Source organism: Bradyrhizobium sp. UFLA05-112 (genome assembly GCF_053572325.1).
The window spans coordinates 70,417-90,122 of the sequence record NZ_JBANBK010000011.1; the positions used below are offsets into that span (position 1 = coordinate 70,417).

Annotated in this window: 16 protein-coding genes and 1 pseudogene; 13 read left to right on the top strand and 4 right to left on the bottom strand. The window is 57.7% G+C overall.

Features of this window, described 5'->3' with window-relative positions:
- Positions 1-110: 110 nt before the first annotated feature.
- The gene (locus SO180_RS08980) at positions 111-791 is read right to left on the bottom strand and encodes a secretin N-terminal domain-containing protein (RefSeq protein ID WP_449378447.1); all 681 of its coding nucleotides are present in this window, start codon (positions 789-791) and stop codon (positions 111-113) included.
- Positions 792-984: 193 nt separating this feature from the next.
- On the opposite strand from SO180_RS08980, the gene SO180_RS08985 reads away from it, so the two are divergent.
- The 11 genes from SO180_RS08985 (at position 985) to SO180_RS09035 (ending at position 9,611) form a co-directional block, all read left to right on the top strand.
- Entirely contained in the window at positions 985-1,467 is a 483-nt protein-coding gene (locus tag SO180_RS08985) for a nodulation protein NolB (RefSeq protein ID WP_449378448.1), read from the top strand.
- A 10-nt stretch (positions 1,468-1,477) separates the two neighbouring features.
- Positions 1,478-2,332: a type III secretion system inner membrane ring lipoprotein SctJ gene (gene sctJ / locus SO180_RS08990; RefSeq protein ID WP_449378501.1), complete on the top strand. Its 855-nt coding sequence runs from the start codon at positions 1,478-1,480 to the stop codon at positions 2,330-2,332.
- A gap of 98 nt (positions 2,333-2,430) precedes the next feature.
- Positions 2,431-2,985 carry a nodulation protein NolU gene (locus SO180_RS08995; protein ID WP_449378449.1) on the top strand — a complete coding sequence of 185 codons (555 nt, stop codon included), beginning with the start codon at positions 2,431-2,433 and terminating at the stop codon, positions 2,983-2,985.
- Positions 2,982-3,605, top strand: a complete 624-nt coding sequence (sctL, locus tag SO180_RS09000) for a type III secretion system stator protein SctL (protein WP_449378450.1) — start codon at positions 2,982-2,984, stop codon at positions 3,603-3,605. The genes SO180_RS08995 and sctL overlap by 4 nt, the downstream gene beginning before the upstream one ends.
- Complete coding sequence (sctN, locus tag SO180_RS09005) at positions 3,602-4,957, top strand: type III secretion system ATPase SctN (RefSeq protein ID WP_449378451.1); 1,356 nt, start codon at positions 3,602-3,604, stop codon at positions 4,955-4,957. Before sctL ends, sctN begins: the two co-directional genes overlap by 4 nt.
- Positions 4,933-5,469, top strand: a complete 537-nt coding sequence (locus SO180_RS09010) for a hypothetical protein (RefSeq protein ID WP_449378452.1) — start codon at positions 4,933-4,935, stop codon at positions 5,467-5,469. Before sctN ends, SO180_RS09010 begins: the two co-directional genes overlap by 25 nt.
- 94 nt (positions 5,470-5,563) lie before the next feature.
- On the top strand, positions 5,564-6,571 hold the full coding sequence (gene sctQ / locus SO180_RS09015) for a type III secretion system cytoplasmic ring protein SctQ (protein ID WP_449378502.1): 1,008 nt from the start codon (positions 5,564-5,566) through the stop codon (positions 6,569-6,571).
- Positions 6,564-7,229 carry a type III secretion system export apparatus subunit SctR gene (sctR, locus tag SO180_RS09020; RefSeq protein WP_449378453.1) on the top strand — a complete coding sequence of 222 codons (666 nt, stop codon included), beginning with the start codon at positions 6,564-6,566 and terminating at the stop codon, positions 7,227-7,229. Before sctQ ends, sctR begins: the two co-directional genes overlap by 8 nt.
- A gap of 1 nt (position 7,230) precedes the next feature.
- Complete coding sequence (locus SO180_RS09025; protein WP_449378454.1) at positions 7,231-7,506, top strand: EscS/YscS/HrcS family type III secretion system export apparatus protein; 276 nt, start codon at positions 7,231-7,233, stop codon at positions 7,504-7,506.
- Positions 7,507-7,761: 255 nt separating this feature from the next.
- Positions 7,762-8,577: a type III secretion system export apparatus subunit SctT gene (gene sctT / locus SO180_RS09030; protein ID WP_449378455.1), complete on the top strand. Its 816-nt coding sequence runs from the start codon at positions 7,762-7,764 to the stop codon at positions 8,575-8,577.
- Entirely contained in the window at positions 8,574-9,611 is a 1,038-nt protein-coding gene (locus SO180_RS09035; protein WP_449378456.1) for an EscU/YscU/HrcU family type III secretion system export apparatus switch protein, read from the top strand. Before sctT ends, SO180_RS09035 begins: the two co-directional genes overlap by 4 nt.
- 188 nt (positions 9,612-9,799) lie before the next feature.
- Here the strand turns inward: SO180_RS09035 and SO180_RS09040 are convergent, their stop codons facing one another.
- The 3 genes from SO180_RS09040 to SO180_RS09050 are packed head-to-tail and all read right to left on the bottom strand — an operon-like array spanning position 9,800 to position 12,639.
- Positions 9,800-10,423 (bottom strand): CpaD family pilus assembly lipoprotein, encoded by a 624-nt coding sequence (locus tag SO180_RS09040; RefSeq protein WP_449378457.1) that lies wholly within the window; start codon positions 10,421-10,423, stop codon positions 9,800-9,802.
- 9 nt (positions 10,424-10,432) lie between these two features.
- Positions 10,433-11,923, bottom strand: a complete 1,491-nt coding sequence (locus SO180_RS09045) for a type II and III secretion system protein family protein (RefSeq protein WP_449378458.1) — start codon at positions 11,921-11,923, stop codon at positions 10,433-10,435.
- Positions 11,920-12,639: a response regulator transcription factor gene (locus SO180_RS09050; RefSeq protein WP_449378459.1), complete on the bottom strand. Its 720-nt coding sequence runs from the start codon at positions 12,637-12,639 to the stop codon at positions 11,920-11,922. The genes SO180_RS09045 and SO180_RS09050 overlap by 4 nt, the downstream gene beginning before the upstream one ends.
- Positions 12,640-14,598: 1,959 nt before the next feature.
- Between SO180_RS09050 and SO180_RS09055 the strand changes: the two are divergent.
- Together SO180_RS09055 and SO180_RS09060 are read left to right on the top strand one after the other, a co-directional pair.
- Positions 14,599-14,737, top strand: a pseudogene (locus SO180_RS09055) (IS5/IS1182 family transposase); the annotation flags it as partial.
- A 1,130-nt stretch (positions 14,738-15,867) separates the two neighbouring features.
- Complete coding sequence (locus SO180_RS09060) at positions 15,868-18,123, top strand: hypothetical protein (RefSeq protein ID WP_449378460.1); 2,256 nt, start codon at positions 15,868-15,870, stop codon at positions 18,121-18,123.
- The last annotated feature ends 1,583 nt before the right edge of the window (positions 18,124-19,706 follow it).

A 19,706-nucleotide genomic window follows, 5' to 3' on the forward strand; every position in this document is an offset into this window, starting at 1 on the left:
GATCATCCTGTACATAACGCTCCATCGTGAGGCCAGCACTAGGTTTCTAAGAAGGGACAGAGGGTAGGCGAGCGCATTGAGTTCGTTCGCATGTCAGTCTTGGCGTCAGCTTATCTCTCGCTGAGACCAGGCCCGTGAATCACGCTGTCTTGATGCGGCGCGTCGGGCGAGAGAAAACTCTCCGGTCCACCACGAATGATCATGCTTGAGGACCCCCGAAACAACATCAAGGCCGATTCGCGCGGCTTTTCGACTGGCGCAGGGTTCCGCCGCGCCTGCGCCTCCGCCATTAGGCCTTTCAGCGTTTCCTCCACAAGCGCCATAAACCGAGGCGGACCGGAAGCAAAGACGACGCCATCTCCGGTTGCCGCTTTCACGACATAGCGCTCATCGGAGATCTTGAGCGAATCCAGTGCCGACTTGAATGCATCGAACGTGATCGGATTCAAGACAAATAGACGGCTCTGCGCCTCGTGCGCATCGGATACGTAAAGTACGAGTCCATCGTAGTACCACTGAAGATTGTAAAGATTGGCCAAATGTTCGAGGAACTCTCGCGGTGCAAGATCCGGCATGCGCCCGCGGATCCGTCCCTTGACCTCTGGGCTGACATTGACTCGAATTTTTAGGTTGTTGCCGAATTCCTGCAGTACGGACGCGAGATCCTGATCCAGGACCGTGTAGCTATAAGGCGTCGTTGGGAGCGCCAGCTCAGCACCGTGCAGCCCGGCGAGACCCACGAAAAGGAAAACCCCGACGTTCAGAACGTTCTTGAATATGTGCAGCGTCATGGCTCGGTAAGGATTCCTCATTTCGCGCGCGAGAAGACGCACCAAAATTCGTCCAAAATTGGGAGCGGAGAATTCGTCGCTAGGTGGACCGGCGCGTGAATTTTGGATCCTGATTCTCGTCAGCTTTTTGTCAGCTGGCGTCTCTAGGGTGCCCGTTCACGCCAACGAACAGCTAATCTCATCACGTGCGAGCATGATCTCATCCACAACGTTAGGCGTTACGCCGATCTCTGCCAACCCCGCCGAATGTCTCTCCAATGCCTGTTCGTCCGCGCAGGCAAAGTTTCAAGAGAGTTTAGTCTCCGTGAAGCATAGCGCAGCGCCGGTGTCGGAACTTGAGCGTGCAATTCCGCACGCCGGCCCGCTTGGCGATCGCCTTCTTCAGAATCTTTCTGCAGTGCACCGAGCCGCACCATTGCCAGCCAGCGCACTTCCCTCGCAGGTAAGTGGCGAGCCGATTGTGGCGGGCATTCCGCCTGGGCCGGCTGCGCAGCCCGTCCTGCGCTCGCACGAAGTCGAGGTGCATCCGGTCGGCGGGCCGCAAGGCGTGGATCACTTCGAATCGACATTGGCGAATCTGCGGAATGTTTATGAGGGGGTCATTCAGGTGTCGCTCATCTCCAAGGGTGCCAGTGCTGTCGGCTCCTCTATGAATAAGCTGATGTCAGCGGGCTGAGCGGCGGGTGATGATTGTCTTGGCGCAAACAAAGATCGGCCGTAGCGTGGCCACGGGGAGGCGGCTTTATGGTTTAGCCTTATTGCCGCTTCTGCTGTCGTTAGGCGGTTGCAAGACCGATCTTTATACGAAGGTCCAGGAGCGTGAAGCCAACGAGATGCTTGCTGTTCTCCTTAGCAAGGGGGTCGATGCCGTCCGTGTTGTTGGCAAGGATGGTACCAGCACGATTCAAGTCGAAGCAAAGCAACTGGCTTTTTCGATCGACGTTCTGAATGACCAGGGTCTGCCCCGCCAACCTTTCAAGAGCCTTGGCGAGGTGTTCAAGGGATCCGGCCTGGTCGCGTCCCCGGTTGAGGAGCGCGCCCGCTACGTTTATGCCCTTAGCGAAGAATTATCGCGCACGATCAGCGATATCGACGGGGTTATCTCCGCGCGTGTTCATGTTGTTCTGCCGAAGAACGACCTTTTGCGGCAAGATGCCACCCCGTCCTCGGCCTCGGTGTTCATCCGACATGATTCCAATGCAAAGCTCTCAGCCTTGCTGCCCCAGATCAAGATGCTCGTCGCCAACAGCATTGAGGGGCTGGCATACGACAAAGTGGCGGTTGTGTTCGTGCCGGTCGAGCGGACTCAACGTGAGCTCACGTCTGCGCCGGCAGCTGTTTCGGTTCAACCAACGAAGTTCATCTCAACTCCCTTTGTTGCAGTCGGCGTCGGAGGTGCTGGTGCTGCGTTCGGCGTTCTGTCTTACGTCCTGCTGAGCACACGTGCGCGCCGGCTCAGTCAATCTTGGCGCAAACTGGCAAATCTTGGCATAGGCGCGAGGATGCCCGCTCCCAAGCCGCCGGCAAAAGCTGAACTTTGATGCGCGATGAGCGGAATCCAGTGTCGGTATCGATGACATCCAAGGAACAAAACTATTCAGTCAGCCCACGCTGCAATCGCCTACGTGAGCTTACGGCTTTGAGTGATCCCAGCCGTCTTGCCGCCCGTCTTGATCCGCGGCTGTCGCCTTCCACAGTGTTGCAGTTGCAGAAGGCTACCAGGCTGCAGGAAAGACTAGCCAAATTGCTGTTAGGCGGTGAACTGGTGGTCAATGAAGGTAGCTGGGGAAGGGATGTACTGCTCGGGCATGATCCGCATCGGGCGGCACTCCTAGCCGGCAGTGTTTGGCATGCTCGTTCGTTGGTAAAGCGAGTGTCAAAGCGTGATCTCGAACTGCTAATCGAAGACATTGGTGCGGAAGCACATGCGTTCGCGATCAGACACTTATCGAACGCCGTCGCAACGGAATCGATTGTCGATCCGGAGCAACTTACGCACCAGATTGAACATGACGGTTATGCCTGCCTGGGCGCTTGGCTCGCGGAAGCCTCGGAGCTTGACCGTAGGCGCGTGCTTCTCCGCTTACCTGTAGGAACGGCCGCTGACGCCCCGGCAGCCGAGCACCAGAAGGCCGCAGGCCAGCTGTTGTCGTTGGTGATGGCCCATTTAGCCGAAGAGGCAGGGACAGAATGACCGCCAACGAGCCTGGATTGCCGGAAAGCCCGCAGATACGCCCGCTGGGTCCACTCATACCAGCTGCGGAACTGGGGATCTGGTACGATGCGGTACAAACGGGCGCGCTAGCAGAGCGGTATATACGACAGGTTCGCAGCTGGGCAGCGAAAGCCTATGAGCGCGAGCGAGCGCGCGGCCACGCTGAGGGCCTCAAGACAGGCTCGGACGAAATGGCGCGGCTCGTTGCCCGAGCCGCTTGCGAGGTGGCGCGTCGGAAAGCCACTCTGGAACAGGCGTTGCCCCAGCTCGTCCTTGAAATCTTGAGCGACTTGTTAGGGTCGTTTGATCCCGGTGAGATGCTGGTGAAGGCCGTTCGCCACGCCATTGACGAAAAATATGGCAGTGGCGAAGTGTGTCTTCGTGTGTCTCCTGTGAAAACGGATGCACTGACACGCGAGTTCGCGGCATTCGATGGAAGGGATGGTCGGCCAAAAGTTACCATTGATGCTGACCCCGCTCTGTCGCCGGACCAGTGCGTCTTGTGGAGTGAGTTTGGCAATGTCGATCTAGGGCTTTCGGCCCAACTCCGGGAATTGCGCCTCGGCCTTAATCCGTCTTCCCAGGAGGGCGCACCGTGACGACCCACCAAGCAAGCTACGACGATGCGGTTAGCGAAGGATCTGTGCATGCGGCGCTATCATCTCTGAGGTCTACAGCAAAGCATATCGACACGCGTGCGGTACGCGGACGCATCACGCGGGCGATTGGTACGCTGATTCACGCCGTATTGCCAGGAGCCCGCGTTGGAGAGCTGTGCTTGCTGCAGGATCAAGCTACCGGACGGTCGCTTGAAGCCGAGGTCATTGGTCTGCTGCCGGATGGGGTATTACTCACGCCAATCGGCGATATGGTGGGGTTGTCTAGCCGCGCGGAGGTGGTTCCCACTGGGCGAATGCAGGAAGCTTCAGTCGGCCCCGATTTGCTCGGGCGCGTCATCGATAGCTTCGGCCGTCCGCTCGACGGCAAGGGTCCAATAAAGACGGCCCACACTCGCCCCCTCCGCGGCAGGGCGCCTAACCCAATGACGAGGCGTGGCATCGAGCGGCCCTTTCCGTTAGGCGTCCGTGTGCTGGATGGGCTTCTGACGTGCGGCGAAGGCCAGCGGATAGGAATCTATGGGGACGCCGGTTGCGGCAAGTCCACGCTGATGTCGCAAATCGTAAAAGGCGCGGCCGCCGACGTGACCATCGTTGCGCTTATAGGAGAGCGTGGGCGTGAAGTGCGCGAGTTCATCGAGCGCCATATTGGAGATGCCATTGATCGTACAATCGCGGTCGTCGAGACGTCCGATCGCTCGGCAATGGAGCGCGCGCAATGTGCTCATATGGCCACTGCACTCGCCGAGTACTTTCGTGATCAGGGGCTGCGCGTCGTTCTGTTGATGGATTCGTTGACGCGCTTTAGCCGCGCGATGCGCGAAATCGGCCTTGCCGCAGGAGAACCGCCCACCAGACGCGGCTTTCCTCCCTCCGTCTTCGCAATGCTGCCTAGTTTGTTAGAGCGCGCCGGTATGGGCGAGACCGGGTCGATCACCGCCTTCTATACCGTGCTTGTCGAAGGAGACGGTACGGGCGATCCAATCGCCGAGGAATCGCGGGGGATTCTCGATGGTCACATCATTCTCTCACGCGCGCTCGCCTCCCGTGAGCATTTCCCGGCCATCGACGTGCTATCGAGCCGAAGTCGCGTGATGGATGCCGTCGTATCTGTGCCACATCGCAAGGCGGCCTCTTTATTCCGTGATCTGCTCTCGCGCTACAACGAGACAGAGTTCCTAATCAAGGTCGGTGAATACAGCCCGGGTTCCGATCCGCTAACTGATCGGGCAATCGCCTCCATCGAGGAATTACACAAGTTCTTGCGCCAGGGGCAGGACGAGCCGTCCACTTTTGAGGAGACCATCACGTGGATGTCGCATCTGACCGCCTGACTTCCGTTCAAACGTCGAAACTGCGGCGTGTGAAGGACATGAGGGAGCGCAGCGCGCTACGTGAGTTATCCAACATGGAAACCAAGCGCCGCATCGCGGTCGATGCCATGGACCGTGCCTCAAAGGATCTTGCAAAGGTCGAGCAGCGCCGCGCAAGATTCGAAACTGAACTTTATCTGGAGCTGACATCGTGTGACACGATGTCTGCAACGGAACTCGATCGTCGCTGCCATCGCGCCCTTGAGAGGCTCACAGCCGAGGTCACATTAGCACGCCAAGCAGTTGAGCAGGCGCGCATCGCTCAAGAGCAGGTCACGGCAGAGCTTGTTGAGGCGCAGACCATTTGGGCCACGCGTTCGGCGGCGAGTCAAAAGTGGCAGCAGATCGAGTGCGACGTTCAGCGCACGAGCACCGCGCATTCGGAATTCGCGGCTGAACTCGAAACAGAGGATGAGATCTTGGTCCGATATCAGAATGGTTCGCGTAGCCAAACGCTTGGCAAGTCCATCTAATGACTGCTCCTCTTGTATCGGTGTCAGAATGAGACCGGCGAGTATGCGGGGTGACTCTGCACCGTTCGAGCCAGCGCTCAGACTGTCCCATGAGGTGGTCTTGTGGCTGAACGATATCGCGCCTCAGCGGATGGTCCCGCAGAGTCGCCTTGCTGATAAGCCGCTGTCAGTTCGGGTGAACCGGATCGTGTGGCAACCGCAGCCATCTGCCATGTCCATGCTTGACTGTGTATTCCGCGTCGGAGCCGAAAAGCTTGTGTTGTCGTTGCCTCGCCCGATGGTCGAGACACTGATCTCGATTGTGCAGAATGACCTTGCTTTACCTTCCGATCCAGCCCGTTCTCTCCTTCTCGAACTGGCCCTAGAAGCGTGGCTCACTCGTCTGGAGAACTTGCTAGCCGAGGAGGTACAAGTAATCCGCATAGACGAAGCAACGATGCAAGGCCCGTATCTGGAGCTCGAGATCGCCTGTGGACCGCTTACGGGCAGTGCGCGCCTGTTCCTATTCTCGTCACTAGACGGTTTGGTTCCGTCCGCGTTCTCTATGATGCGAAAGTTGCTTGGCCAATTGCCGCAAGAGAGGCGCAAGCTTTCTCCGGAATTGCCTGTGATGCTTGCCGCAGAGATTGGCTCGTTGCGCATTCCCCTCGCGCTACTTCGCCAAGCACGAACTGGCGACGCGCTTTTGCCGGACGTCATTCCTTTTGCACGCGGCCAGCTCATCCTCACTGCCGGAACGCTGTGGGCCCCCTCGCAGGTCGCTGGTGGAGGAGCGATTCTGCGGGGCCCATTCCGCCGGCAATTCCACCCACTAAGGTGCGCAGATATGACAAACCAACCGCAAACACAGCCAGCAATGCCGCCCTCGGAAGCCGATGTCGATAGCATTGAGATCACGCTCGTCTTTGAATGTGGCCGTTGGCCCATCCCGCTGGGTGCGTTGAGAACCATCAACGAAGGCCACGTGTTCGAACTTGGCCGCTCCATCGATCGCCCGATCGATATTATTGCGAATGGAAGAGTGATCGGCCACGGCGATATCGTGCGTGTCGGTGAACAACTGGCTATCAGGCTACGCGGCGAGTTGGCGGTCAATGACTGAGATTCAACCGAACATCCTTGCGCTTATTTCGGTAACAGTCGGCCTTGGTCTACTGACGTTTGCCGTTGTCACCACGACGGCGTTTATAAAGGTCTCGGTCGTTCTCTTCCTCGTTCGTAACGCGCTCGGGACACAGTCCATACCCCCGAACATCGTTCTGTATGGCGCTGCACTGATTCTTACCGTCTTCATCAGTGCTCCGTTGTTAGAGGGGATCTACAGCCGCGTCAGCGACCCGCAACTTCACTATCAAAGTTTAGACGACTGGGTAACAGCAGCCAAGCAGGCGAGCGAGCCGCTGCGCGCCCACCTGAAAAAGTTTACCAATGAGGAGCAGCGCACGTTCTTCCTGTCATCCGCTGAACGTGTCTGGTCGGACGACATGCGCGCAAACGCAAGCGCTGATGATTTCGCGATCCTTATACCGTCCTTTCTGATCTCCGAGCTTAAGCGTGGCTTCGAAATCGGCTTCCTGCTCTATCTTCCATTCATCACGATCGATCTGATCGTGACGACGATCTTGATGGCTATGGGCATGTCAATGGTAACGCCAACACTCATTTCTGTTCCTTTCAAGCTATTTCTGTTCGTCACGATCGACGGTTGGTCGCGGCTCATGCACGGGCTGGTCCTAAGCTACGCAACGCCGGGAGGTTAACATGGATGAAGCTAGCATCCTCACTCACTTGAGCCGATCGCTCGTTGTCTTCATGATCTGGGTCCTGCCGCCGCTCGTCGCCGCTCTCGTGGCCGGACTGGTGATCGGCATCGTTCAGGCCGCAACGCAGCTGCAGGACCAAACGTTGCCCCTGACTGTCAAGCTTCTCGTCGTTCTCGGCGTGCTCGTGATGTTTGCTCCGGTACTGAGCGCCCCGCTTATCGAACAAGCTCAGCGGATTTTCAGTGATTTCCCTATCCTCACTGCGAACTATTGATGCCTCGAAGGAGGCCGCTGAGTGTCTGGTCAGAGTCATCCGTGATGAATTGCCAAGAGACAGATAGTGCAAAGGTAGGGTCAGTAGCATGCGGGTATAGAGACCGTCGGACCCCCGTAGGGGCAGTTTGGCTGATGCTCTGTTGACCAGTTATGGCAACTCAGCAACCGATTGTCCTCAGCCCTTCGAGGTCGAACATCTCCGCGCGTCGAGCGGAGCCGGCTTATTGACACAAGCAAGCAACTAGCACCTAAAATGGATGGCTTGTCACCTACCGAGACGCAAACTGTGGTCAGGGCTGCTATCGACTACGCCGCTGCAGCAGGGCTTTGTTCGGCTAGGGCCCTAGGCATCATGTTCGTGCTCCCGGTATTTACGCGCCCGCGCATTAGCGGGATGATCCGCGCAAGCTTAGCGATCGCGATCGGGCTGCCATGCCTGCCACATATCAAGGACGGCTTACAGACGCTAGATCCGGGTACCCGTGTGGTCGCCGTCGCGCTCCTCGGTCTCAAGGAGATGTTCATCGGCTTGCTGTTTGGCTTCCTACTGAGCACGCCGCTATGGAGCATCCAGGCAGTTGGTGACATCATCGACACCCAGCGAGGTGTTTCAAGCCAGGTGGACGATCCTGCGACACGCAGCCAAGTCTCGGCCACAGCCCTTTTTCTCGGGACGGCTGCAGTTACGATTTTCGTGGTATCTGGCGGTCTGCAGACAGTGGTCACATGCCTTTATGACAGCTATCTGATCTGGCCTGTCTATCGGGCACTGCCTACCCTGAGCACGCAAGGGGCAATGGAATTCTTACGCCTTCTCGATCATATCATGCATACGGCCTTGCTCGTCTCGGGGCCGGTGGTCGCTCTCCTGCTCCTGGTCGACGTGTGCCTTATGTTGCTTGGGCGGTTTGCGCCGCAAATCAAGCTGAACGATCTCTCGCCGACTATCAAGAATGTCGCCTTTGGAATCGTCATGACCAGCTACACCGTCTTCCTCATTGACTACATGGGAGCGGAGATTATCCAGTTCCATGGCGTGCTGGGGTGGCTCGAGAAGTTCTTGAGATGAACGATTCGAGCGAAGAGAAAAAGCTTCCGCCAACTCCCAAGAAGCTGCGCGATGCGCGTAAGAAAGGGCAGATTCCGCGCAGCGCCGATTTTGTGAGCGCGCTCAGCGTATCGGCCGGTCTCGGCTGCCTCTGCCTGACAGCGAGCTCAATCGAAGATGAGTGGCATGAAGCAGTACGGCTCATTGACAAGCTCCAGGGGCAGCCCTTCAACAGTGCGGTCCAGCGAGCAGTGCTCGGATTGATCCAACTTTCGATGATCACCGTCATCCCAACCATCGCAGCCGCCGTGGCTGCAACCATTCTGGCCAGTGTTTTGGCTGCCGGTGGGCTAACCTTTTCCCTGGAGTCGCTGAAGCCAAATCTTCAGAAATTGGATCCTACCAAAGGGCTAAAGCGGATTGTCTCGCAGAAAGCGCTTCTCGAGCTTGGTAAATCGCTGATCAAAGTGCTCATACTCGGTGTTACTCTTCTTTCCACGGCACTCGCAAGTTGGAGAGCACTGGTATACGTACCCGCCTGCGGTTTGGATTGTTTTGGCCTTGTGTTCAAGGATATCAGAGCTCTGATCGAAATTGCGGCCGGCGCGTTCCTGATCGGCGGCTTGATCGATCTGCTAATCCAGCGGTGGTTATTCTTGCGCGACATGCGCATGACGCAGAGTGAGGCGAAGCGCGAGTCTAAGGAGCAACAAGGAAATCCGCAGATAAAGGGTGAACATCGCCGTCTCCGTCGGGAGACGGCGCAAGAGTCGCCGCTTGGCGTGCATCGCGCCACAATGATCGTAACGGGGCCTGCACTGTTGGTTGGGCTGCGTTACGTTCGCGCCGAAACTGGAGTGCCTGTATTAGTGTGTCGCGGTGAGGGCGAACTTGGCTCACGGTTGCTTGAACGTGCGCGAGGGCTGAATCTGAGTATCGTCGAGGACCCCATTTTGGCGCGGCAACTGATCCGAAAGGCTACGATGGGCAAGGCCGTTCCGATCGAATGTTTCGAGAGGGTCGCAAAGGCAGTCTTTGCCGCGGGCTTGGCCTAGCTCGGCGCGCAAAAAGTGGCTTCAATCCGGCCTTTTAGCAACCAACCTCAACTTGCGGAACCTGAAATGCAAGCGGCGCACTCTTAAAAAAAGTGGAAAGCGAAACGCACTCTCTATGGCGACTAGTCCCCTCCGCGACACCTTCATTGAACAGTCTATGGCTTAGCGCTGCTCGCGGGCTCGGCCGCTCATTGGGTTTGTGACTTGTGAGCATCGTCTTGCAAGTTGCTTTTGTCGGCGGCCGGGAGGCTTCCGTGTGCGCTAAGGGGAAGCACCGCACGATCACCGCTGGTTGGCCTGACTGCGGTATTGCCCAGCAAGTCGCGGGGATCGTTCACCATCGCTCCGAGATTACTTCGGACCGAGCAGCCAAGCGTTGGATCGAAAGAATTGTCGTCTACGGAAGGGCCAACAATCGGACGCGATGGACAGACGGGAGGACGTGCTTGGTAGACAATCGCCTCGATTCGTACCCCGAAATGACCAGACAGATCGGCTGAGGAAGGCATCAGATGTATATTGTAGGGGGCAACGCCCATCGCTCGCGCTTCATGGGCCACCTGCGCCATAAGTCGGGGTGAGCCGGAGACTTCGAGATGGAGTGCATCCCGCCGACCGCGACTGGCATTTGCGATAAAATCCCGCAGACGATACGTTTCGCTGCGAAGAAGGCGCTGCAATAGCAACACACTGGTCTTCTGCTCCACTTCAATCGCTTGTTCAGCTGGCGCAGAATAAATCGGAGCACTGTTTGTGCATCCGCCTACACTTGCCGCAATAGCGATCAAGGGGCACAGATGTCGAAAGCTCATTCATGGTCCTCATTCGATAATAAAGCCGGCTCCCTCTGTCGCGCCTGGGTTAGGCGTGCGGGGCGCGTTGCGGCCTCGCGGCGGACTTGCCAGCGTGTTCGTCAACGTACGCCCCGCGTCTGAGGGCGGTCGGATTCTGTCGGTGGGCGCGCTCATGTTGCCGGGGGTCGATGCCGGTCGCACGATGTAGGGAGTGACAACAATGACCAATTCGGTCTCCTGCTTCTGAAATGAGGAGGAGCGAAAAAGTGCACCCAGAATCGGCACATCGCCCAGCCAAGGAAACGTGCTAATGTCAGTGTTGAAATTGCGTCCGATGAGGCCTCCTATTGCAAAGCTTTGACCACTGGCAAGCTCCACGACAGTACTGGCTCGACGCGTCGAGAGAGCAGGCACGGATATTCCGTTGACGTTGACCTCACCTTCTTTTGATAGCTCGCTGACTTCAGGCTTCACGTGAATATTGATTTGATTATTGCTTAGAACGGTCGGAACGAACTCCAAGCTGATCCCGAATTGACGGAATTGCACTGAGACTTGCCGATTGTCTTGCATGATCGGAATTGGAAATTCGCCACCTGCCAGGAAACTTGCTGATTCGCCTGACATGGCGGTAAGATTCGGTTCAGCCAGTACTGAAGCGAGATGGTCGTCGGCGAGTGCGTCAAGAACAGCACTAACGTTCGCACCGGCAACGCCGAATCCGATACTTGCCGTGCCGCCACCACCGCTACTCGTGCCGGAGCCGCCGCTCGTGGTGGAACCGCCACTGCTGCCGGAACTGCTCGCTCTGCCACTGTTAAAGCCGAAAACAACCGCGCCGTTCTGCGCCTTCGCAGAGAGGCTAATGCCAAGCTCCTTCATGGCGGTGCGCGATACCTCGGCCACGCGCACGCTCAGAGTGACCTGCAGTGAGCCGGCCACCTGGATCTTGTTGACGACCAGCGCGCCAGCACCCAGAAATTGCTCCGTAACCTTCTTCGCCTGGTCGACTAGTTCGGCATTAGGTGCTGTCCCGCTCAGAATCGCGCCGCGTGGTGTATAGGTGACTTGGATCGGATAGTCTCCGAGCTCGGCCTTGAGGGTGGCTCTAAGATCCTCGACAGGTTGGGTGACCACAACACGAAGCTCGGCCAATGCCTCGCCTTTATCGTTCAAAGCGAACAGGCTGGTCCGTCCCGACTTTTTGCCAAAGACGAAGAGGGTTGTGTTCGACGGCGCCTGGTAGTCGGCGATCGTTGGGTCGGCAACAAAGATGCTGGCCGCCGCCGCCGAAAGATGGACGGTCTTTCCCTGAGAGGAGGTAAGATTTAAAGTTCCGCTAACGCTGCCGGCAGTTGCGCGCGGCGCCTCCTGACTGCCATTCCGCTTTATCTGAGCTGCGGCAGTGAGAGGAAATATGGGGGCGACCGTGCAAAAGGCGTACAGAAGTCGGAGCAGAATAGCGGATGTGACGGCGATTGGCCGTCCGCTTATGCGAGGATCAAGGGCGAAGTTCAAGGTAGCTGCTTCGTGTTCAAGGTGATCGGCTGGGCAGCGCATGCTGCCTTCAGTTCAAGTCCATAGCCGATGCCGCGCGCGGTTTTAATTCGTAGCGTCGCACCCGACTGGCTCAAATGTGTGCGTAAGCGATAGATCGCGACCTCCAAAGCATTGGTCGAGACTTCCTCGTTAAACGCATAGAGACCTTCCTCCAGAGACGCTCGCGGCACGGTGCGGCCTGCCCGACTGAGCAGAAGTTCAAGAATGCAGACTTCGCGGCGCGCAATCCGCAATGGCCGACCTTCAACTGTAACTTGCCGGCCGATGGGATCGAAATGTAGATTGCCGAAGCTTACGACAGGTGCCGTCATTTGCGTCGATCGCCGCAAAATGGCGCGCATCCGGGCGATGAGCTCATCGATAGACACCGGTTTTCGCAGGAAGTCGTCCGCACCGCCGTTGAAGAACTCAATCCGCGTGGCTACATCGTTCAGGTTGCTGATCATCATGGCTGGCGTTGGACATCCCTGGCGTCTCAGCTGCTTCAGCCAGTCCAAGCTATTTCCATCCGGCAAGACCAATTCGAGCAAGACAATATGAAAGTTCGCGCAATCTAGCGCGGTCTGCGCCTCGTCAAGAGTCTCGATTACATCGACGGCAAAACCGCGGTCCAATAGCCCTGTCTTTACGGCGCGCGCAAAAGCCGCATCACGATCAACCAAGAGAACTCGCATTCGATAGCCTAGCGTACATCCATAGCGAAACCCGAGCGCGTTGCGGTCGACAGTGAAGTCTGGCGAATCGGCCACCTGGTCGAACTAGCCGCCCAACAGAAGGGGAAATCGGTTCGCACGACGTTCCTGCTCCTACTTGTAAAGAATGGCGACTGCCTTATGGACCTTCAGGTAAGGTGAGAAAAATCTATTGTTTTTATGTAATGCATCCAGCCGGCGAATGGATCGCGCGAACGTCATCATCTGGAAAGGAAGTGATGAAAATGAACGCGGTACCCACGAGCACGTGCATGCCAGCAGGTCCAACCGCTCATGGGAACATCCGCACATCCGTGATCACACATGCAGTTTCGTTCATGTGCGGGGGACCAAAAAGTCCAGCGACGCAAATGTATGGACGGTGTATCCGCACGACTTCAAAATATGTTCGTTGCAGCACGGATAGACGCGTCATCATCTACAACGGTAGTCGAGCGCGTGGACGAAACGATCGTCTCAAGGGAGAAGGCAACTTGCCTGAGTAAAGCCGCCTGGACCGAAAGTGGCCCAAGCGGCTAGATTGTAAAATCGTACGTAGGTTTGGGCGCTGGAATGGGTGGCCTCAATTCCCAGCCGCTCAGTCATTTGATCAAATCGGCCACAGACCGGGCACCCATTTTCTTCATCATCTGTCCGCGATAGATCTTGACGGCAATCTCGCGAGCCTATTTCCGCGGCTATTTGCTCGTTCATAAGGCCACAAGCGACCAGTTTCAAACCTCCTGTACGCGGCCGCTTAAAGAAGAGCGAGTGCAGCTTTGAGGTCATCTTCTCGGCTTCCCGACTACTGCGATCCCGCTCGGTCGCAGCGACTACGGAATCAAGCAACTGCTGACCGCGGAACGGCTTCGCAAGAAATTCAACGGCTCCGCCTTTCATGGCCTGGACGCTCCTCGGATGTCGCTATGCCCCGTCATAAAGATTATTGGAATGTGAAATGTTCAGTTTCGCAAGTTCATTTTGGAGCTCGAGCCCGCTTACTCCCGGCAGGCAGACGTCAAGGACGAGGCAGCTGGTGACATGCGGGAGCTTGCTCTGAAGCACTCCTGAGCTGACCGAATGCAAGGACATCTAGCCCACCGACCGAAGAAGGCTCGTGAGTGAGCGGCGCACCGAGACATCGCCGTCCACAATGAAAATCTTCGCTTCCCACCGGGTATCTCAGCGTTCGCGCGCATGGTCCGCAAGTCAGAGCGCTTGCGCACCAGATGTTCCCCTTTATCAGCTACTGGACGGACCCATTCATCAGCGCTACTCGAATGGTGCGACAAGAGAGCCGATCGCGGCGGCCTCCCCTTAGATACGAGCTTGCCGCGTCGACGACGCTGTTCGGCCTAACGGCGAAGTTGGGCCTCTTTTTTGCCAGGGCCCCTCTTACGCCCGGTCCTAGACGAGATCAATGATTCGCAGAACCAGAACAGCGCGCGTATGCATGTTGCCCAGCACTCTCACGCGGCAATGGGTGGGAAACGTCAGCCGAGGACCTCAGGCCGTCCCCTGGCACTTAGTCCTCACGCGTCTACAATGGCGCGCTCTTGGTGCGCAGTTGCGGTCCCGTTCATGGGAACGGGCAGAAGAGCCACTAGGCGGCAGCCCAGATGAGCGCGCTTAGGAGGATCATCAGAAGCACCACAGGTTCGGCAGGGATGTGTCTGCCACGCATCACGCTGAGAGGTGCCACGGTTTTCCGCCTCCAAGCACGCGTGGTCTGCATTTATACCAGTATGTCATCTGGTGTTCGATCCTTGCGCCGCAGTTTGCTGATCCAAGCCACGCGATTCGCTAACGGCAACTCAAACGTCCCCAACTCGGCCGAATGCGAGCGATCGGGTGATGTCTCTCAGGTTAGAACCTGTCTTGAGGGATTCCCAATCAGGGAATGAGTGATTTATGAGTGTCGGCTTTTGGAGGAACCGGCCGATGCGACGCTACGTATCGGATCAATCTTGTGCTGGGCCGGGAAGGCATGTCGGTGGAACCGCCGCCGACAATCGACTGTTCGTCGACGCGGTTCTGTACCGGCACGGAGCGGGGACCCTGGCGCGATCTGCCGGAGCGGGCCACGCCGCTTTGAATCTTTACCGGTCATTTCACCCAAGGCCCCTACGGCCAATCCAAATGCTCTGGCCATATCACCGTTTCAGATCAGCCGTTTTTCCCACGCCCTCAAATCGGGTTAGCGAGACGTTCGGCGGGACTAAATCCGTCATGTGGATGAGTCCGAGGCGAGTTAACCCCACTCAGGCGCGAGTGGGTCATTGAGCACGCCCATCTTATCTGCGGCGTCCGAGAGCACGTTCCGAAGAGGTCGAAATCGGCCCAAGGATCAAGCTCGCAAGTTAAGCTCTCGCGCGGGCTGAACCATCGTGAGCGCGCCCTCATCGGCGGAGAAGGGCCACCGGGTAATGCGACTCAAGTGCCCCGGGTCATGCTAACGTAAAAGCCAGTCTTCATCTCGTGGAGGGATCAGTCGCGGTACCCCACAGCGAGAACGCCTCAATGGCAGCGCGAAGAAACCAAACCTCACGCCGTCGCGATCGGCGCGAGCACGCATGCGCATTCGCAGATCGTGAATCACTTCGGCATTTGGGGGCCGTCTCAATTCTCGCCTGGGGCCGCCGTTCAAAGCAGCCGGAACGCTTTCGCACGAAAGTTCCGATTGCAGCGTTGAAATAACGATGCGCTTTGTTCGTTGCGTGCAGACATATTTCTTTAAAGAGCCAACGATTCAGCTATCGGTTTTGCTGGATTGCATGCTTGCTCTGAAGCAAAAGCCATGACCTTATGACGCCGACAGTGCTCCACCAAGGGCAAACGCGCATTCTCTATGTCTCCGACAGCCTCTTGGCAGTGACTGCGACTGGCCTCGTGCTGCTCTGCCCGAGCCTGCTCGCAGTCGCCTTCAGTTTAGGCGAACTGGTATGTTTCGCACCTTGCGCCCGAGAGCGAGACGCCTGCATTTGGCATAGCGGAATGGACTCACGGAATGACGCTCCTCCTTTGGGGAAAGTCGTCCCGTCGGCCGACCAAAAGGCTCGTCCGCCCCTCGACCGGGCAGACCCAGGAGCGGTTCCGTAGAGTACGAGGAGGAACGAGATTTCCGTGACGGGGCGGGCTCATTCGTCAGCTAATTGTCAGCCAGGCGCTTTATCTAAACAGGCTGCGCATTCGCTTGCATCGGAGTGGAGTATGAAGGGCATTGGCCAAGCTGGCAACTCGCACGGTGAGGCTACTGGAGGCGACAGCACATGGGTATCGAGCAGTTCGCGCTCGGAGTCGGGTCGTCCCCCTGGGGAAGCTAGCCATTTTTTCGATTCCGTCGTCGAGCGGATGCGCTCTGGGCCTCAAGATACAACGACGCGAAGCTCAGGAATGGCAGTCCCGATTTCGTCGTCAGCCGACGATATCAAGGCGGCAAAGCGAGAAATGGAAAGGCTGCTTCAGGAGCTCGACATTTGCCGTACCGCGGCCATGCAACCGCAGAACTCGTCAGAGATGCAAGAGCAGCTCGATAAGCTTGTCAAAGCAAGCTCAAACGTTCTGGAGTACCGCGCGAGCCTGCCTTCGCATGTGGCGCGTAGGATTTTGCCCGACGATCAGGCTCGCGGAATCCGCGACGAGGCGCTCCGTGCGGCGGACCGATGCAACGAGCTGGCCACCCCGACAATCTACCTCTTGGAGCAGAAGAGGGTGAGTGCGGCAACCGTGCTCGACCGGTTGCGCAAATCCGATGCTCCATCCGACCAGCTGAGCCGAGCGGTTTCCAGTGTAGCAAAGCACTATGCGGCCTGTATGGAGTGGTGGGGAAAGAAGGCATTGCGCTCGGAATGGATGCAGTCCGTCTGCGCCGCCACTGCCAATTTCCCGAGTTCAACGGCCGAGATGCGGCAGGCTGAAGAAGCCGCACTCCGCCTGCAAACGGGTTGGGCACTCAATACGAAGTGCATGCATCTGCAGCAGCGGATCGCTCTCGCGCAGGTCATGATTGAGCCGCTGGCGAGCACGCTCGAACCAACCACGGAAAAAATCCTCATGGATGAGAACGGGCGGGCGCGTCTGCTGGGGACCTTCGTCCGAGACGTTTTCCCGGCGTTCAACTCGACGAGCGATGCTGTCTTACAGAGCAAAGGACGCGCACTCGACGCAGAGCACTGTGCCGTTCTGGAAGGAGTCATGGAGCGGCTTTCTGAATTTGGGGCCGCGTGGCACGACATCGTTGCCAACGTAAGCGATCTCGGAAAAGATACCGTCCTCCCATCGGAACTTTCGGGCCAGATCGTCGAAGGCGCGTGGGTAACTGCGCATGAGGTCATGCGCCTCCTGGCCTTGCAGCCGAAGACGCCGGCTACCGCACCATTGGCCGACGCTGGAGCTGCGATACGGGCCAACACTACCCAGAAGGCTGTAGTGGCCGAAGGCGCAACAGCGCGCCGAAAAGGGAAAAGCAAGCGCACGTCGGCCGGTGGCGCCAAAAGCTCGGCTCACGGGCGCGCGCAACCGCAGGCCGCTACAGCCGACGAGGCAACCGCGCCACCAGCTAAGGTTGTCGTGCTCACGGATTTAGGTACGAAGAAGCTCGTGAGGGCGGAAGAAGCGCATGCGCGGGCATCATCGTCGCTGACGGCACAGTTGGGGATCTGGCAGGCCTCGCCTTCGATCGAAGAATTGCCCCAACTCCTCAACCGGTTGGATGAACTTTTGCAATTCGATCTGGCTGGTCAGCAACGGGCAGCCTCGGAAGCGCGCCAGATGAAACCAGAGGATGCCGACCACGTCGTGGACACAGTCGTCGAGCGCCTGCGGACGCAGGTCGCCGAGATGCGGGCCTGTGTGGGCGCGTTGCAGGAGCCCGGTCGACTGCGCTTACTCACGCCTGCACAACTGCCCCAAGTACACAGCAAGATAGTCGGACTCAGAGAGGTGTCGTCCCAAGTCCAGGGGATTGCCGATTCTTTGGAAAAGCGAAAGGCCACCACCAGGATTGATTGCATGAAGACCTACGCCTTCCCCTCGCAGAAATACCTTGAACAGTTGCGGACGGCCGAGGAGTTGGCATCCCCGGATCTACCGCGCGCGCTAAAGGGCGAGCCTGGGGCGCTGTTTGAGATCAAGCTGCAACCCAAGGCGCTGCGCAATGGTACAATGCCGAATCCCATGTGGGTGCACATCCATACGAAGCGGCCGGTACATGGGTGGCAGTTAACGACGCTGGACGACGCTGACTTCGCCGCTTGCCACGTCAAGTCCAATTCACAACGCGGCTTCAATCGGCAGTGGCAGAATGCCCGGGCCGCCACGGGTCACGAGAACGTCGTGGTCCACCGCGGCAAGCTCACACCTGCATTCTGCAAGTCCTTGTTGCCCACTGTGCTTAGCGGCACTGCTCAGTATCGGCTTGCCGAGCCGGAACACCGATCGACCTGGGACGATTCACACGGGATTTAGTATGGGGATGTCCCGCGGTCAGTACTATGCACCACGAAGCTTGATGCCGGTTTGACGCGCTCGATATCATTCGGCTGGCCTCACAGCGCTCTTCTAATTCGGGCATCATCTTCGGGAGACCGGCTCGTGACGCCGAGCGCGTTCGACTGAGGAATGAAATCTATTCCGCGAGTTCGGGGCGTCGCCGTTGCCGCAAACGCCGCTAAAAGGCTCCAGCGCTCAGGTCGATTCCAAAGGCTACTGCGAGAAGCGAAGCAAATGATCCAGTTCCGCAAAACAAAGAACAACCGTGGATGAATCGAGACCGGTACCGGGCTTGGTGACATCAGAAACGACTTTCGTGTAAAGAGATATGATAGCTCAAATGCTTGCTTATGCTCGTCGTAAAAAACCCTGCCGGATGCTCTCGTTCGGAGTTTCAGATGCCATGGACAGGCTGCACTTTTGGAGCGCTTTCATTAATGAGCGAGAAATCTGATTCGTTCTGCAATCCGCGCTGACGAGCGCTCTCGAAATAATGCCTCGGCGAGTCGGTTGAGAGCCGACGGAGTCCCTCCACCAGCATCTCAACCAGAACTTGGCGAAGGTTTCCGCGCGTACTCCTCGAGTTGCTCCAGACTAGTCGAAATGGACGCTGGTCAGCTCACCGGCAGAACTTCCATGGCAGCGGCAATGCGCCAGCTCGACAACGGTCACCGATGTCGTTCAGGGCCTTGGGCCGAAGAGATGAGCTTGGGCAAATGGCCGAAGCTTGCATCTTCAGAAGTTGAAGGCTCCGCACGACCTGGCCTCGACAGCGGATCGAGCCGGCAGCTCGGTCGAAGTCTCCTCCTCGTCGGAGAATGCGTCCGCTAATGTTCAGCGTGTTGCGGCCGCGACCGACGAAATGGTGGCCACGATAACCAACATCGGCCGACCGTTGAGGAAGTGGCCAATCTGGCCGGCGAAGCCGTGCGCTAGGCCACTCAGCGACAAGTGCATACTGAGTGTGACGGCAGGGGCGGGCGCGAATTGGAAACGTTGTGCAGCTGATTGACGCGATCGCGCGCCAAACCAATTTGCTCGCACTGAACGCGGCGATTTGAAGCCGCGGGTACTGGCAAAGGGTTTGCAGTCGTGGTCGAATAACTCAGATCTCTTGCTGCACAAACCGCCTACGCGAACCTTGAGATCAGCGAACACATCAACGGCATTCAGGCAGCGGCGTCTTAGTCGGTGGCTGCCCTTGCCGAAATCGGCGACATCATAGGTGGAATCTCGAACTCCGCCAAAACTGTGGTCGACTCCCGTCAAGGACCGGGAGGCAACAAGGCAGCGCGGCGATTGTCTCGTCAAAAATCTTTCCTAAGAGCGAGAGGTTTTCTGGATCGTAGACACCTATGCGTTGCTGCACGCTCGCGTCCTTGCTTACCAACGCGCAATAGCGCACCTGACCAAGGCGTTTGGCTCCGGTAGGGCTAAAACAAGACAGACTTGCGGCGTACACCAATAACACGGCAGCACTGCTCGAGTGAGGCAGTCGTGCAACAGAGCGTTTTTTGGCCTTCCCTCAGACCTAGCGGCTAACCCCAAATCGAGTTCGC

Coding starts and splice junctions, on each gene's coding strand:
- SO180_RS08980 (WP_449378447.1), bottom strand. CDS start 791: ATGACGCTGCACATATTCAAGAACGTTCTGAACGTCGGGGTTTTCCTT.
- SO180_RS08985 (WP_449378448.1), top strand. CDS start 985: ATGATCTCATCCACAACGTTAGGCGTTACGCCGATCTCTGCCAACCCC.
- sctJ (WP_449378501.1), top strand. CDS start 1,478: ATGATTGTCTTGGCGCAAACAAAGATCGGCCGTAGCGTGGCCACGGGG.
- sctL (WP_449378450.1), top strand. CDS start 2,982: ATGACCGCCAACGAGCCTGGATTGCCGGAAAGCCCGCAGATACGCCCG.
- sctR (WP_449378453.1), top strand. CDS start 6,564: ATGACTGAGATTCAACCGAACATCCTTGCGCTTATTTCGGTAACAGTC.
- SO180_RS09025 (WP_449378454.1), top strand. CDS start 7,231: ATGGATGAAGCTAGCATCCTCACTCACTTGAGCCGATCGCTCGTTGTC.
- sctT (WP_449378455.1), top strand. CDS start 7,762: ATGGATGGCTTGTCACCTACCGAGACGCAAACTGTGGTCAGGGCTGCT.
- SO180_RS09035 (WP_449378456.1), top strand. CDS start 8,574: ATGAACGATTCGAGCGAAGAGAAAAAGCTTCCGCCAACTCCCAAGAAG.
- SO180_RS09040 (WP_449378457.1), bottom strand. CDS start 10,423: ATGAGCTTTCGACATCTGTGCCCCTTGATCGCTATTGCGGCAAGTGTA.
- SO180_RS09050 (WP_449378459.1), bottom strand. CDS start 12,639: ATGCGAGTTCTCTTGGTTGATCGTGATGCGGCTTTTGCGCGCGCCGTA.
- SO180_RS09060 (WP_449378460.1), top strand. CDS start 15,868: ATGAAGGGCATTGGCCAAGCTGGCAACTCGCACGGTGAGGCTACTGGA.